General features: G+C 44.7%; 14 protein-coding genes and 1 other RNA gene (1 of these 15 cut by a window edge). All 15 read left to right on the forward strand.

The window, feature by feature from the left end; translation table 11 throughout:
* The first annotated feature begins 332 nt into the window (after positions 1-332).
* Positions 333-914 carry a DNA-directed RNA polymerase subunit delta gene (rpoE, locus tag ACSQ8O_RS03190; protein WP_436240452.1) on the forward strand — a complete coding sequence of 194 codons (582 nt, stop codon included), beginning with the start codon at positions 333-335 and terminating at the stop codon, positions 912-914.
* A gap of 331 nt (positions 915-1,245) precedes the next feature.
* Positions 1,246-2,847, forward strand: a complete 1,602-nt coding sequence (locus ACSQ8O_RS03195) for a CTP synthase (RefSeq protein WP_056621971.1) — start codon at positions 1,246-1,248, stop codon at positions 2,845-2,847.
* Positions 2,848-3,010: 163 nt separating this feature from the next.
* On the forward strand, positions 3,011-3,403 hold the full coding sequence (locus ACSQ8O_RS03200; protein WP_056621969.1) for a response regulator: 393 nt from the start codon (positions 3,011-3,013) through the stop codon (positions 3,401-3,403).
* Between the two features lie 133 nt (positions 3,404-3,536).
* Entirely contained in the window at positions 3,537-4,391 is an 855-nt protein-coding gene (gene fba, locus ACSQ8O_RS03205) for a class II fructose-1,6-bisphosphate aldolase (RefSeq protein ID WP_056621967.1), read from the forward strand.
* 234 nt (positions 4,392-4,625) lie between these two features.
* Positions 4,626-5,885, forward strand: a complete 1,260-nt coding sequence (locus ACSQ8O_RS03210; protein ID WP_056622721.1) for a UDP-N-acetylglucosamine 1-carboxyvinyltransferase — start codon at positions 4,626-4,628, stop codon at positions 5,883-5,885.
* A gap of 62 nt (positions 5,886-5,947) precedes the next feature.
* Positions 5,948-7,246 (forward strand): transcription termination factor Rho, encoded by a 1,299-nt coding sequence (gene rho / locus ACSQ8O_RS03215; protein WP_056621965.1) that lies wholly within the window; start codon positions 5,948-5,950, stop codon positions 7,244-7,246.
* Between the two features lie 73 nt (positions 7,247-7,319).
* Positions 7,320-8,594 (forward strand): radical SAM protein, encoded by a 1,275-nt coding sequence (locus ACSQ8O_RS03220; protein WP_436240453.1) that lies wholly within the window; start codon positions 7,320-7,322, stop codon positions 8,592-8,594.
* 129 nt (positions 8,595-8,723) lie between these two features.
* Positions 8,724-8,921 (forward strand): 50S ribosomal protein L31, encoded by a 198-nt coding sequence (gene rpmE, locus ACSQ8O_RS03225; protein WP_056621960.1) that lies wholly within the window; start codon positions 8,724-8,726, stop codon positions 8,919-8,921.
* Between the two features lie 91 nt (positions 8,922-9,012).
* Positions 9,013-9,423: a hypothetical protein gene (locus tag ACSQ8O_RS03230; protein ID WP_436240454.1), complete on the forward strand. Its 411-nt coding sequence runs from the start codon at positions 9,013-9,015 to the stop codon at positions 9,421-9,423.
* Between the two features lie 129 nt (positions 9,424-9,552).
* Positions 9,553-9,816: signal recognition particle sRNA large type (gene ffs, locus ACSQ8O_RS03235), an RNA gene on the forward strand.
* A 317-nt stretch (positions 9,817-10,133) separates the two neighbouring features.
* Positions 10,134-11,600 carry an ATP-binding protein gene (locus tag ACSQ8O_RS03240; RefSeq protein WP_436240455.1) on the forward strand — a complete coding sequence of 489 codons (1,467 nt, stop codon included), beginning with the start codon at positions 10,134-10,136 and terminating at the stop codon, positions 11,598-11,600.
* A gap of 78 nt (positions 11,601-11,678) precedes the next feature.
* The gene (gene dnaX, locus ACSQ8O_RS03245; protein WP_436240456.1) at positions 11,679-13,406 is read left to right on the forward strand and encodes a DNA polymerase III subunit gamma/tau; all 1,728 of its coding nucleotides are present in this window, start codon (positions 11,679-11,681) and stop codon (positions 13,404-13,406) included.
* Between the two features lie 20 nt (positions 13,407-13,426).
* Complete coding sequence (locus tag ACSQ8O_RS03250; RefSeq protein ID WP_028555044.1) at positions 13,427-13,738, forward strand: YbaB/EbfC family nucleoid-associated protein; 312 nt, start codon at positions 13,427-13,429, stop codon at positions 13,736-13,738.
* 45 nt (positions 13,739-13,783) lie between these two features.
* Positions 13,784-14,380 (forward strand): recombination mediator RecR, encoded by a 597-nt coding sequence (recR, locus tag ACSQ8O_RS03255; RefSeq protein WP_056621953.1) that lies wholly within the window; start codon positions 13,784-13,786, stop codon positions 14,378-14,380.
* Between the two features lie 130 nt (positions 14,381-14,510).
* A protein-coding gene (locus tag ACSQ8O_RS03260) for a DUF2508 family protein (RefSeq protein WP_436240457.1) crosses the window boundary here: on the forward strand, positions 14,511-14,785 show its 5' portion. 10 nt of this gene lie beyond the right edge of the window; only the first 275 of its 285 coding nucleotides appear in the window; it begins with the start codon at positions 14,511-14,513; its stop codon lies off the right edge, out of view.

Raw genomic sequence — 14,785 nt, forward strand, 5'->3', positions numbered from 1 at the left:
ACTTTTCAACACGCACTTATAGAAATAAATGGGTGCAGGGCCGTGTCAGATGCGTAGGTTCAACATAGGATACATAGAGAGGCGCGGGCAGGAGTGTCTCTTTCTCAGGTAGTGGAAACGACTGCTGTTCATCAGCAAGCGGTTCCTTTGGGTACAGTCGCAGGCGGAGGGGGACCTTCGCCTGTATTCCTTTTTATGGGGTGTTTTTAGATACTCGGCAGCCGTTTATTGTGGGGTAGTTGCAATTTTAGAAAAAATAGGTTTTACTTAATGAAGATATTGGTTATGGTAGATAACGTAGTCAAGAAATGATCGAAAAGGATGTGCCTTAGATGAGCAGCGAATACACACTCAAAATCACCACAGAGCAAGCACGCGAAATGCCCATGGTGGATTTGGCGTTCGAATTGCTGAAGTCGGCGAATACGCCGTTTTACTACCGAGAACTTATGGCTGAAATTGCTAAAATAAAAGGGCTTTCTGAAGATAATGTCATGAATGTGATTGCCCAACTATATACGGAAATCAACATCGATGGTCGTTTTGCTTGTGTAGGCACGAACCTATGGGGCTTGAAGCGTTGGTATCCAGTTGAGAAGTCCGACGATGCGGTTGGGAACGCGAAGCGTCCTAGAATTATCAACGATGAAGATGATGATCTGGATGAAGACGTCTATGCGGAAGAAGAAGATACATACGCAGAAGAAGACGAGTACGATGCATTTGGTACCGAAACCGAAGAGGAAGAAGAAGCGGAAGAGGATACTGAATTCTTCGAAGATGAAGAAATCGAAGAGGATCTCGGCGAAGCGGGTATTGAAGAGAGCGATGATACTGAGGATGACGTAGATGATTTGGATTCCGATGAGGATGAAGAAGATTTGGATGAAGACGAAGAAGACGACGACAAATAACTTGTCTTGACAGTCCCTATACGTTCAGAGTAAACTATTGCATGGGCTTTAAAAGAATCTTAACAATTCGCGCATGCGTTCAAAAAGTGCCCCGTCACTACGGGTGTCACTTTTTTTGTTTTTTTGCGCTTTTTTTTTGTGATTTGTTCATGAAAACACTTATTTAGCAGAAGCTAATGCTATTACACCTTTGTTCTGGCGACACCCAAGAGCTTATGCTGATGAAGCCAGTTTTCTAGCACCTTTTTACACTTATCTTCATGTTATAACGATGCCAGTAGCCTGGCGAAAATCTAAAGCGGATGCTTACAACTATAAGGAGGCGTACATAGTGACAAAATACATTTTCGTTACGGGAGGCGTAGTTTCATCCCTTGGCAAAGGAATTACCGCAGCTTCCTTAGGAAGACTGCTCAAGAACAGAGGTTTGAAAGTTACGATCCAGAAGTTCGATCCTTACATTAACGTGGACCCAGGAACCATGAGTCCTTACCAGCATGGGGAAGTTTTCGTAACCGATGATGGTGCAGAAACGGATTTGGATTTAGGTCATTATGAGCGTTTTATCGACATTAACTTGTCCAAAAGCTCGAACGTGACATCAGGGAAAGTGTATTCCTCTGTTATTACCAAAGAGCGCAGAGGCGAATACCTAGGCGGAACTGTACAGGTTATCCCTCACATTACGAATGAAATTAAAGAACGTGTTATTCGCGCAGGTCGTGAAGCGGGGTCCGATGTGGTTATCACTGAAATCGGTGGTACTGTCGGGGATATCGAGAGCTTGCCATTCCTAGAAGCGATTCGTCAAATGAAAAATGATATCGGCCGCGAGAATGTTATGTACATTCACGTTACGTTGATTCCTTATATTAAAGCTGCGGGTGAAGTCAAAACAAAACCAACGCAGCATAGCGTTAAAGAACTACGCGGCCTTGGTATTCAACCGCATGTGATTGTTTGTCGTACGGAACATTCTTTGACAGAAGATATGAAGCGTAAGCTCGCTTTGTTCTGTGATATCGATCCAGCTGCTGTTATTGAATGTAAAGATGCGGAGACGTTGTATGAAGTGCCGATGATGCTTCGTGAGCAAGGTCTTGATGATTATGTCGTGAATCACTTGAAGCTTTCAACGAATCAACCCGATATGACAGAATGGGAAAGTCTTGTTCGCAAGGTGAAATCCTTAACGAAGAAGACCGAGATTGCCATCGTAGGGAAGTACGTGGCGCTTCATGATGCTTATCTTAGTATTGTTGAAGCACTTGGACATGCAGGTATCGACAATGACTCTGAGATTGATATCCGTTGGGTCAATGCAGAAGACATCTACGATCATAATGTGCATTCACTGCTTTCTGGTGTACAAGGTATCCTTGTACCAGGTGGATTTGGTGATCGCGGGATTGAAGGGAAAGTAGCTGCAATTCGTTATGCGCGTGAGAAAGAAATTCCGTTCTTCGGTATTTGTTTGGGGATGCAGGTCGCTGTTATCGAATACGCACGTTCTGTTTGTGGGTTGGACGGCGCGAATAGTTCCGAGATTAATCCAACAACAGCATATCCAGTAATTGATCTATTGCCAGAGCAGAAGGATATTGAGAATCTAGGCGGAACGATGCGTTTAGGTCTATACCCTTGTAAATTGACGCCTGGTTCACTTGCTGCGACTACGTATAATGATGAGTTAGTTTACGAAAGACATCGTCACCGGTACGAATTTAATAATGAATACCGCGAATTGGTTGAATCTGCTGGTCTGCGTATTTCTGGTACATCACCAGATGGGCGTCTGGTCGAAATGGTGGAGCTTCCTGGACACCCTTGGTTCTTGGCTGTACAATTCCACCCGGAATTTACGTCCCGTCCGAACCGTCCACAGCCACTTTTCCGTGAATTCGTGAAAGCTGCACAATTGATCGCTCGTTAAAATTTCACGTTGCGAAGGCAGGAATCTCTCTCCTGATAATCAACTTTTATGTAAAACTTTTCAAAATAAATGCTCTCCTCGGAAGGAATACGAAAATGAATAGCGAATATCTTGACTTATAGGTTTGGAACTTGTTATTCGTTTTCGGGAGGGGACTTGGCTGATGAAGAAAAAAGTGTTGGTAGTGGATGATCAAAATGGAATTCGTGTACTCCTCATGGAAGTGTTCAGTAACGAAGGGTATGATACCTATCAAGCCTCCAATGGCAAGTTGGCCTTGGAAATCGTGAGAAATGTTTCGCCTGATCTCATACTACTGGACATGAAGATACCTGGTATGGACGGACTTGATATTTTGAAGCATGTAAAAGAAATTGATGTTTCAATCAAAGTTATCATGATGACGGCTTATGGTGAGCTAGATATGATCAAAGAAGCGACGGATTTAGGTGCGATCATGCATTTTACGAAGCCATTTGATATTGATGAGCTGCGCTTGGCTGTGAATATGCAATTAAATAATGAATCCAGCAGTGGTTTCGCAGTAGGATCCTAGTCATAGGGTCTTTTTTTGTTTTGGAAAAATGAAGGCTTGGTTATCATTTGAAAAGTTATGTGCTATAATAACTCAGGTATGAACAGAGAGCGGTATGCGCATCTACTAAAGAGGTTCTAGGAGGAAGAGAAACATGGCATTGGTTTCAATGAATGAATTTTTACCTAAGGCAAAAGCAGGGAAATACGCGGTTGGTCAATTTAACATGAACAATCTTGAGTTTGCTCAAGCGATTGTGGAAGCAGCAATCGAACTGAACTCCCCGTTCATTTATGGTGTTAGCGAAGGCGCACTGAAATATATGGGCATCGAGTTTACAGTAGCTATTGCAGAAGCAGCAGCTAAGAAATCCGGTCTTCCGATCGCATTGCACTTAGACCATGGTAGTTCGTTTGAAGTAGCAATGAAATGTATCCGTGCAGGATTCAGCTCCGTTATGTTCGATGGTTCCCACTATTCTTTCGAAGAAAACATTCGTTTGACGAAAGAAGTTGTTAAAGCTGCTCGTGCTATGGGCGTATCCGTTGAGGGTGAGCTTGGAACAATCGGTGGCGTTGAGGATGACATTTCCGTTGATGAAGAGCACGCTAACCTTGCAAAACCAGAAGAAGCGATTCGTTTCTACGAAGAAACAGGCGTGGATTGTTTGGCAATCGCAGTAGGTACTGCACATGGTATGTACGCAGGCGAGCCTAACATTCACTTTGATATTATTGAAGCAGTTTCCAAAGCGATCCCAGTTCCAGTTGTATTGCACGGCGGATCCGGCGTTCCAGACGAAATGATCCGTAAATCAATTGCAGCAGGCGTTGGCAAAATCAACGTGAATACAGAGAACCAAGTGGCATGCACAGAAAGCATCCGCGCAGCTCTGAATAAAGATGCTAAAATTTATGATCCTCGTAAATATCTAACCCCAGCTCGTAGCGCTATGATCGAAGTAGTAAAATCCAAAATTCAATTGTTCGGAAGCAGCAACCAAGCTTAATTCCAAATTGTATAGACAGGATAGGAAATGCAGTAATACACAGATGGATGGTCGACAATCGTTGCCGTCTGTCTGTGTCATTGCGGGCGTTTCCTTCTTCTGTTTGTTGTATTTTACCTCGCACTCATCATTTACTTCCTTATTTTGTGGATTTTCGTCGAATAGTTGTGTGATTTAGTCGGATTTGTTGATTAACGTTAGTGAGAAGGCACCTGGTTTAGGGGGAGAAGTATGTTGGAGAAATTAATGGTGGTTGGTGGACGCCCACTACGGGGAACGGTTCAGATTAGTGGAGCAAAGAATAGTGCCATTGCACTTATTCCAGCCGCAGTACTTGCAGAAACACCAGTAACGTTGGATAATCTTCCACATTTAAGTGATGTGGCTATATATACAGAAATTTTGACTGATTTAGGAGCAACAATTGATTGGAATGAAGATCGGATGACGATTGATCCGACTCATATGAAGCCAATGGCTATGCCGAATGGCAAAGTGAAGAAGCTCCGCGCTTCCTATTATTTGATGGGTGCTCTTCTGGGTAGATTTGGTGAGGCGACGATTGGTCTTCCAGGTGGTTGTAATTTCGAACCGCGTCCGATTGATCTTCACATTAAAGGATTTGAAGCACTAGGCGCTGTGGTAAGTAACGAAAACGGAGCCCTTCATATTCGTGCTAAGGAACTTCGTGGCGCTAAGATTTACTTAGATATGGCGAGTGTAGGCGCTACGATTAATATTATGCTGGCTGCTTCACGTGCTAAGGGATTAACTACAATTGAAAATGCGGCGAAAGAGCCTGAAATTATAGATGTGGCAACACTTTTGAATTCGATGGGTGCGAAAATCAAGGGAGCTGGTACGGATACGATCCGTATAGAAGGGGTTTCTGAGCTTCATGGCTGCCGCCACTCCATTATCCCTGACCGTATTCAAGCGGGAACCTACATGATTGCTGCAGCGGCGACGCGCGGCGATGTTACGGTAGATAATGTGATTCCGAAGCACTTGGAAGCATTGACAGCAAAGTTGCAAGAAATGGGCGTTCATGTTTATGAAATGGATGAATCCATTCGCATTGTCGGTCAGCCTATCTATGAAAGTGTTGATGTGAAAGCATTAATTTACCCTGGGTTTGCAACGGATCTGCAGTCTCCAATGGCTAGTTTATTGTGCCAAGCCAAAGGTGTTAGTATTCTAACTGACCATGTATATAGCAATCGTTTTAAGCATATTCCAGAGCTTGTACGCATGGGTGCGAAAATGAAGGTTGAAGGACGTTCGGCAATCATTGAAGGCTCGCAGTTGAGCTCGGCAAAAGTAAGAGCAACGGATCTTCGCGCAGGAGCTTCTCTGGTAATTGCAGGTTTGAGTGTTATGACAGGCGGAATTACGGAAGTGTCGGGTGTAGAGTTCATTGATCGCGGATACGAGAATTTAGTATTCAATCTATCTTCCCTAGGAGCCGAAGTTTGGCGTGAGAACGAGGAATAAAGTACCAGACAACAGGCAATGCTAGAATCCAATTGAAAATTTAATAGTTTGGTGGTTGAAACATGAGCATGCAGCTTGCTGAGCTTGAAGTACTCAAGCTTACTGAATTATATAAACTAGCCAAGAAACATCAGATTCCCTATTACGGTACGTTGAAGAAAAGAGAACTCATTTTTGCCATTTTACGTGCACAAGCAGCAGAGAGTGGATTCTTGTTCATGCAAGGTGTTCTGGAAATTTTGCAGGAAGGATTTGGATTCTTACGTCCAATTAATTACCTTCCTAGCTCAGAGGATATCTATATTTCTGCCTCTCAAATTCGCAAATTTGATTTGCGCTCAGGTGATATTGTATCTGGGAAATGTCGACCGCCTAAGGAGAATGAGCGTTACTATGGACTTCTCCAAGTCGAAGCAGTCAATGGCGAGAAGCCTGAAACGGCTGCAGAACGCTTGCATTTCCCCGCATTAACGCCGCTATATCCGGATACTCGGATTACTCTTGAAACCGAGCCTACCAAGATTTCAATGCGGATTATGGATTTGCTTGCTCCTGTTGGATTGGGTCAGCGTGGACTTGTTGTGGCACCTCCTAAAGCGGGTAAAACATTGTTGCTCAAAGAAATCGCAAACAGTATTTCTACGAATTATCCCGAGATTGAGCTATTTGTTCTGTTGATTGACGAGCGTCCTGAGGAAGTTACGGATATGCAGCGTTCGGTCAAAGGTGAAGTCGTGGCGTCAACTTTCGATGAGCTTCCAGAGAATCATATTAAAGTCGCCGAGCTTGTCCTAGAACGGGCTATGCGTTTAGTTGAACATAAGAAAGATGTCGTTATCCTACTTGATAGTATTACGCGCTTAGCAAGAGCGTATAACCTCGTAGTACCGCCTTCAGGCCGGACGTTGTCCGGTGGTGTTGATCCCGCTGCTTTCCACCGTCCTAAGCGTTTTTTCGGAGCTGCTCGTAACATTGAAGAAGGCGGCAGCTTAACTATTCTTGCTACAGCACTTGTCGAGACCGGTTCACGTATGGATGACGTCATTTATGAAGAATTTAAAGGGACAGGCAATCTGGAACTTCATCTTGATCGCAAAATGGCAGAGCGCCGTATCTTCCCTGCTATTGACATTCGTCGTTCAGGGACTCGCCGCGAGGAAGCATTGCTCAGCAAAGATGAGCTCGAGAAAGTATGGGCACTTCGCAAAGGCATGAATGATTCACATGAATATACCGAAGCCTTTATTAAGAAGCTTGCGGATACGAAGACGAATCAAGAGTTTTTGGACTCACTGGCCTCTCCAGGTGCGGGAGCGTCATCTCAGCAGCATAAAGGCAAAGTCAAAAACTCAGCATCTTAAGCTTTAGTTAAACGACACTTAGTAAGAAAGTTTGCGTGTTCGTTTACTTTAACGTACAAAGAGGAGTACCGTTATGAACTTGGTTTATTCAGATTCACAAGGAAATGTATTCGATCATCCTGATTATTTCGCGCTTGGTCGAAATGCAGAAATGATCACCGAGATATTAGATGAAGAACTGATCCCTCTGCCTGAGGGCTCAACACTCGTGAGTCTACCCTTCACGCGTCCTGTTGGCATTGATGCGGCAACAGGTGAAATGAAGCTGGTAGAGGGTAATTATCACGCGGTGGGAGCGTTGCTTCCACAAGGCTTCACACGACTGCTTCTCCCAGGGTATGTGAAATCCGATAAGACGAAGGCATTGCCTTTGTTCGGTTATACCGCTGTCGTGTGGAAAGAAGATGGCTTCTACGTAGCCGCGCGTCTGACCGACAACCCGTACTTCTGGAATCCGATTCATTGCGATCCGGATGAGCTCGAGGTTGAAGTCAAACGGTTAGTCGCCAAGTACCCGGAGAATCGCTTGTATGCCCATTTGTCGAATTGTGCACTAGGCTACGAGTGCTTGACCGCTTCGAACACGTTTCTACAACGCTGGGAAGGGGCTGTCCCTGTTTCCTACTCCTGTAATGCAGGATGCTTCGGATGTATCTCGGAGCAGCCAGACGAGAGCGGCTTTGTTGCTCCGCAGACGCGGATGAACTTTAAGCCGAAGGTCGAAGAAATTACGGAGATCATGTTGGAACATCTGCGTACACCGGAGAGCATTATTTCCTTCGGGCAAGGTTGTGAAGGGGAACCAAGCACGCAGGCCGTCATTATTATTGATGCCATCAAGCGGGTGCGTGAGCAAACGAAGATGGGTTACATCAATATCAATACGAATGCGGGCCTTACAGACCATATTCGCGGCATTGTTGATGCAGGTCTTGATCTGATGCGTGTAAGTACGATCAGCGCTTTGGATGACCACTATAACGCCTATTACAAGCCAAGAGCTTATACACTTAAAAATGTCGAAAAATCCCTTCGCTATGCAACCGATAAAGGGGTTATAACATCGATCAACTATCTCGTATTCCCTGGTGTTACTGATCGGGAAGAAGAGATCGAAGCGATGATCGAATTTGTACGCAGAACGGGATTGAAATTGATTCAATTGCGCAACCTGAATATTGACCCCGAGAGCTATCTAAGCATTATTCCTAAGGCTCAGGGAGAGCTGCTAGGTATGAAGCAAATGATCGAGATTTTTGAGCAAGAATTGCCGGATGTTGTCATTGGTTCGTACTCCCACACGCCGAAGTTTTACACGAGTGATCGCACCCTCACAACGGTGTTATAAACCATCTCGGTGGAAGTATTACCCGATCGATTTTCCATTGCATCTAGACTTGCGAATATGCTACAATGCAATAGTACGTCCATTAACTCTGTTTCAGCAAATGATTCAGGGCGGAAAGAGGTGAACCAAATGAAAGCAGGAATTCATCCTACTTATCATGCAACCACAGTGACTTGCGCTTGTGGTAACGTGTTCGAAACGGGTTCAATCAAGCCAAATCTTCGTGTTGAGATTTGCTCCAATTGCCATCCTTTCTACACAGGTAAACAAAAGTTTATCGATGTAGGCGGCCGTGTCGACAAGTTCAAAAAGAAATACGGAATCTAATTGGCATCATTTGCTTGATTGCCAATCAGCATAAGACAACCTCCCTTGGTCATCCTAAGCTTAGGCTTAGAGTCCAATGGGAGGTGTTTTTATGTTCAAGGGTCTAGTTAAGCTTACAGGAGCAGCTATCCTTATAGCGAGTTTAGTAGGTTGTGGCATGTGGTCGGGGAACAATAAGAAAACGAATGATGACTCTACGTATAAAGTTCAGAATTATAAGCAAGACGGTATGTTGGGTATCACAAGTGTTAACCCGAACGATCCGCTGAATCCGACCTACCATCATTACGAAGATGATGCTAATCTCATGAAGGCGGTACTGGCTCAACTGCCGGGTATAGAGAAGACCAATATCGCGATCAACGGCCCTTCGGCCAACGTGAAAATTAAACCTCAAGCAGCTTTGACGGCGGCCCAAGTTGAAGAACTACGGTCGCAGGCTCAAATGGCATTAGAGACGAATATGCCGCGGTATAAAATACAAGTAAGAATGGTGCATTAAGCAGAGAGACTTTAGCTAACGCTAAAGATCCCAAAGTAGAGAGACTTTAGCTAACGCTAAAGATCCCTATATATGGTAGTTTTTCCCCTCAGGTTGCTATTTGGCAATGAATCAGCTATACTATTTTTACTGTGCTAGACGGGGAGGTAGCGGTGCCCTGTAACTCGCAATCCGCTGTAGCGAGGTTGAATTCCTGTTAGCGGTACTGTGATGTGAGGTCTGGCTCTTACACGTGGTGTTGAGAGTTGGGTCCTTCGCAATGGATGCTCATGAACCCGGTCAGGTCTGGAAGGAAGCAGCCGTAAGTGAGATGTTTCATGTGCCGAGGGGCTGCCTGATTTGAGCCAACGATAAGAGTTCGCTTGTATCACTTTATCAATAACAGGTGCACGGTGTAATCATACCGTATATGTAAGAACACATAACCGAAACGCCAGTAATTAGGGCGTTTTTTCTTTTGCATTAGCAGGAAAAATATGACTTTATAGAGAATCTTTATACAATACCTACATAGACTGATGCCGCTCGAAGATGTTCGATGAGAAAACCTCTATCGAGGCTATTCAAAGATGTGCGACCGCTATTCTACCCCACAAAGTGACGATAATCTTCGAAGCTAAATCCGATTACTTTGTGGGGACCCCGAGAGATGAAGGTTTTATGGCCAAATAGGAAGAGTTTCCGGGATACGAAAACTTATGCTTTCTATTGTGGTAAGAGAAAGTGAAGGAGCTGTTGACATGCCCATTCATTCGCCTCAGATGTACTCGGTATCGATGAACGAACTGCGCAAACTGTTCAATCACAGCATACAAATTGGTATGGTCATGGTTGATGAAGATGAGAAGTTGTTGCTCGTCACGGATCAGCTCTTGAAAGTTTCAGGATATTCAGCAGATGAAATTACCGGTGTTCCCTGCCCTCAATTTTTTAAGATGAGGGCTACTTTACGTGAGCTATACGAATTTCATTTTAGGGACGAAGCGGATGTTGGGGAGTGGCCCCATGGTTTTCTACTAGGGAAGAATGGAGAAATGATCTATTTTCAGTTCTCCATGCTCAAGCTCCAATGTGAGGATAGAAGTATATACCTATTATCATTGAAAAATAATGAAGAAAGAACAGTGTTAAACTTGCTGCAGCGCTTTTCGGATGCCTTTTTGAAAGACATCAATTTAGGCGTGTTATTAATAGATATGGATTACCGACTTGCTGACATTAGTGATCGCGCCTGCCAAATGCTGGCTATGGAGAAAGAGCATATTCGCAACAAGTCGCTGGATGAAATTTTTGCCACAGTTCCGAGTCAGCACCAGCTCGTGCAGCGAACGATTCTGAATGGAGCGATAGTCCGCAATCACGCCGTTTCCTGGACGAACAATCAAGAACGCTTTGATTTGCTGCTTGATTCTAATGTTTTGAAGGATAGTCAGGGGAACATTGTTGGGGCTTACATTATTTTTAAAGATGTGACCAATATGCGCTCACTGGAACAAATGGTACAGCGAAGCGATCGCCTAGCGATGATCGGGCAAATTGCTGCAGGAACAGCGCATGAAATCCGTAACCCACTAACGTCAATCAAAGGCTTCTTACAGATGCTGCGTCGTACATTCGGTGACCGTGGCATGGACAAAGAACAGAACTTTACAGATGTCATGCTGGGAGAGATTGATCGGATTAATGCACTAGTGAATGAATTTCTTATGTTGAGCAAGCCCAAGCATGTGGCCTATGAGCGTATTGGTGTGACGGAAGTCCTGCGTGGCATCGTGCCGGTTATTCAGAATGAGGCGATCCTCTATAATGTTCAACTTCACTATGAGGCTTCCACCCACCTCCCTGAGGTAACGGCAGATATTGAGTTATTGAAGCAAGTTTTCTTGAATGTTTGCAAAAATGGAATCGAAGCTATGCCCGATGGTGGGATATTGACGATTTCGGAGCGTGTAGACACGACAGAGCGAAATGTGTGTGTGGATATTCATGACACAGGTACGGGGATTCCGATGTTCGTCGTTGATAAAATCTTTGATCCATTCTTCACAACGAAGGATACGGGCACGGGGCTAGGGCTCTCTGTATGCCAACGTATCATTCATGATATGGGCGGGACGATTCGCGTAGCTTCCAAAGGTTTTGGAACGACATTTACCATCACGATCCCCTATATGTGATCCTCTATTTCATCCCTTGGAGCGTTATAGTATAATGGATACAGTCAATCCACGCAGGGATTATTGGAGAGGAACACTATGGCACACATTGCTTTGTATCGTACATGGAGGTCGCAGACGTTTCGTGATGTTGTCGGACAGCGGCATATCACACAAACACTGCAGAATTCTTTGCGGGAAAATCGCCTTACCCATGCTTATTTGTTTAACGGTCCCCGTGGAACGGGTAAAACAAGTACAGCCAAAATTTTAGCCAAAGCCATCAACTGTTTAAACGGCCCCTCGGAAGAGCCATGCAACCAATGTTCTGCCTGTGAGCGTATTACAGACGGCGCAGTTATGGACGTTGTAGAGATCGATGCGGCATCCAACCGCGGTGTAGAAGAAATTCGTGATATCCGAGATAAAGTTAAATACGCACCGACCGAAGTTAGGCAGAAAGTGTACATTATTGATGAAGTGCATATGCTGACGACGGAAGCATTTAATGCCTTATTGAAGACATTGGAAGAGCCGCCGGCGCATGTTATGTTTATTTTAGCGACAACAGAGCCTCATAAGATTCCCGCAACCATTATTTCTCGGTGTCAGCGCTTCGATTTCCGTCGCGTTTCCATGGAGGATGAGGTAGGGCGTCTACAGTATGTTTGTGATCAAGAGCGCATTTCGATTGATAAAGAAGCTCTTCACTATATAGCAAGATTGTCCGACGGCGGGATGCGGGATGCGTTAAGTCTGTTGGATCAGGCGGCATCGTTTGCAACAGGAGAAATACAGCTAGCTGATATTTTGTCGATCACAGGCGGTATTGCTTCCGATCAATTTAAGAGACTAGTCACGTATATCAAGGAACAGAATTTGGGGGCTGCCCTAGAGTTAATTGATACCTTCATGCAAGAGGGCAAGAGCGCAGACAAATGTATCGAGAATTTGATTCACTATTTCCGCGATTTGCTGATGGTGCGCATGGTGCCGAATTCACCTGTGATCGCTGAACGCGTATTTGATATGGCAGAGCTCAGGGAGATTGCGAGTCACTTCACGCCAAGTGAGATGATGAGTATGATTGAAACGCTGAACCATTATCAGAGTGAGATGAAATATTCGGTACAACCGCAAACCTTATTAGAAATCGCTATTATGAAAATAAGTGGTGGCCATCGAGGATCGGACGGCTCAGTGGAAGTAGGGGCGCGTCAGCCGCAGGGTGATCTTTTTGCTCAGATGACCCAAAGAATGAAACAACTTGAAGATCAACTAGCAGTACTGGTAAAATCGGGAGTGAGTGTTGCTTCGGGTGAAAGTGCTAAGCAAGCGCCTGCGGCGAAAGTTGCCGTGGCCTCAGCACCTTCTAAGAAGTCAGGTCTTAAGCTTGATCCATACTTGAAGGCTTCTGAGAGTCCAGATACGAAGACGGCACTGATGAAGTGGAGTCAAGTGTTAGGTGATGTCAAAGAGAAGAAAATAACCGTCCATGCCTGGTTTGTTAATGGTGATTTGGTGGCTATGCTAGATGATGTTGTTCTTGTCGCATTTAAGAATGATATGCATCGTAATACAACGGAGAAGCCAGAGAATAAAGTCATTATTGAACAAGTGCTTTCTTCTGTATTTGGTAAGCCAATGCGTTTGCTGACCTTAATGCGTAAGGAATGGGATGATGCGAAGAATGATGCGACGCACGCCCCGCCTGAAGAGATGGAATTAGTCGCAGAGGATGGTCGCGGAAACGCGGTCAAAGAAGAATGGATATCCGAAGCCATCCAATTGTTTGGTGAAGATCTAGTGACGATTAAAGAAGACTAACGATAAGGGAGCGATCTATAATGAATAACATGAACCAAATGATGAAGCAAGTGAAGAAAATGCAAGAGCAAATGATGAAGGCACAAGAAGAACTAGGCACGAAAATGATTGAAGGAACAGCAGGCGGCGGTGTAGTAACGTGTATCATCAACGGACACAAGAAGGTACAAAGCATCACGATCAAACCAGAAGCAGTAGATCCAGACGATGTTGAAATGCTGCAAGATCTTGTGTTGACTGCAGTTAACGACGCAATGTCCAAAGCCGAAGAGATCGCTAACAAAGATATGGGCAAATTCACAGGCGGTATGAATATCCCTGGCTTGTTCTAAGACAACCAAGAATCAACGACTCTGTACCATGAAGGAGTACTTCCTTTGTATTACCCCGAACCGATAGCGAAGTTAATCGATGCCTTCTCCCGCTTGCCGGGAGTAGGTCCCAAGACAGCGGGGCGCTTAGCCTTTCACGTCCTTCGAATGAAAGAGGAAGATGTGATTGATTTTGCTAAATCGCTTGTTAATGTAAAACGGAACCTGCATTATTGCTCTGTGTGTTGCAATATTACCGATGTGGATCCTTGTCGTATTTGTCAGGATAAAAGCCGTGATAATTCCGTCATCTGCGTTGTGCAGGAACCGAAGGATTTGGTTGCGTTGGAGCGTACCAAAGAATTTGAAGGTTATTATCATGTGCTTCATGGTGCGATATCTCCTATGGAGGGGATTGGACCCGATCAAATTCATATCGCGGAATTACTTAAGCGTTTGGGTGACGAGACGGTGCAAGAATTGATTCTCGCCACCAATCCGAACATTGAGGGCGAAGCCACAGCGATGTACTTATCTAGATTGATCAAACCGTTTGGTTTGCGTGTAACTCGTATTGCCCATGGCTTGCCGGTAGGCGGCGATCTGGAGTATGCGGATGAGGTAACCTTATCCAAAGCGATGGAAGGCCGCAGGGAATTATAGAAGCATACATCTTAAGGAGAGCTGAGAAGCTCTCTTTTTTCTGTCTAAAAAGTGTCGTACTGGTTCTGAAAATGCCATGATCCCCATATGTATAGATCAACCCAATTGTGGGAGGAATGGAGGTTTGCCTATGAAACCGGCTCTATTAGGCATGCGTGGATTTAAGAATCCGCGAGCGAAGACTCTTAAGGAAGAACTGAAACGGGACAAGATCATGTTGATTCAAGAGATACGTGCTGCGCATCAGACGTGGGTGGCGGCGCAAGCTCACTTTGACTTCGCTTTGGACAAGGATCAGATCGACTATACAATCTACGCGATGGAAGCTGCAGAGAAGAGATTTGAAATGCTTATCAAACAAGCGAAGCGATTAGGGGTAAGCCTGATTGACAGCGATCATTTAAT

The organism is Paenibacillus sp. LjRoot56 (assembly GCF_964253335.1).
GTDB lineage: Bacteria > Bacillota > Bacilli > Paenibacillales > NBRC-103111 > Paenibacillus_E > Paenibacillus_E allorhizoplanae.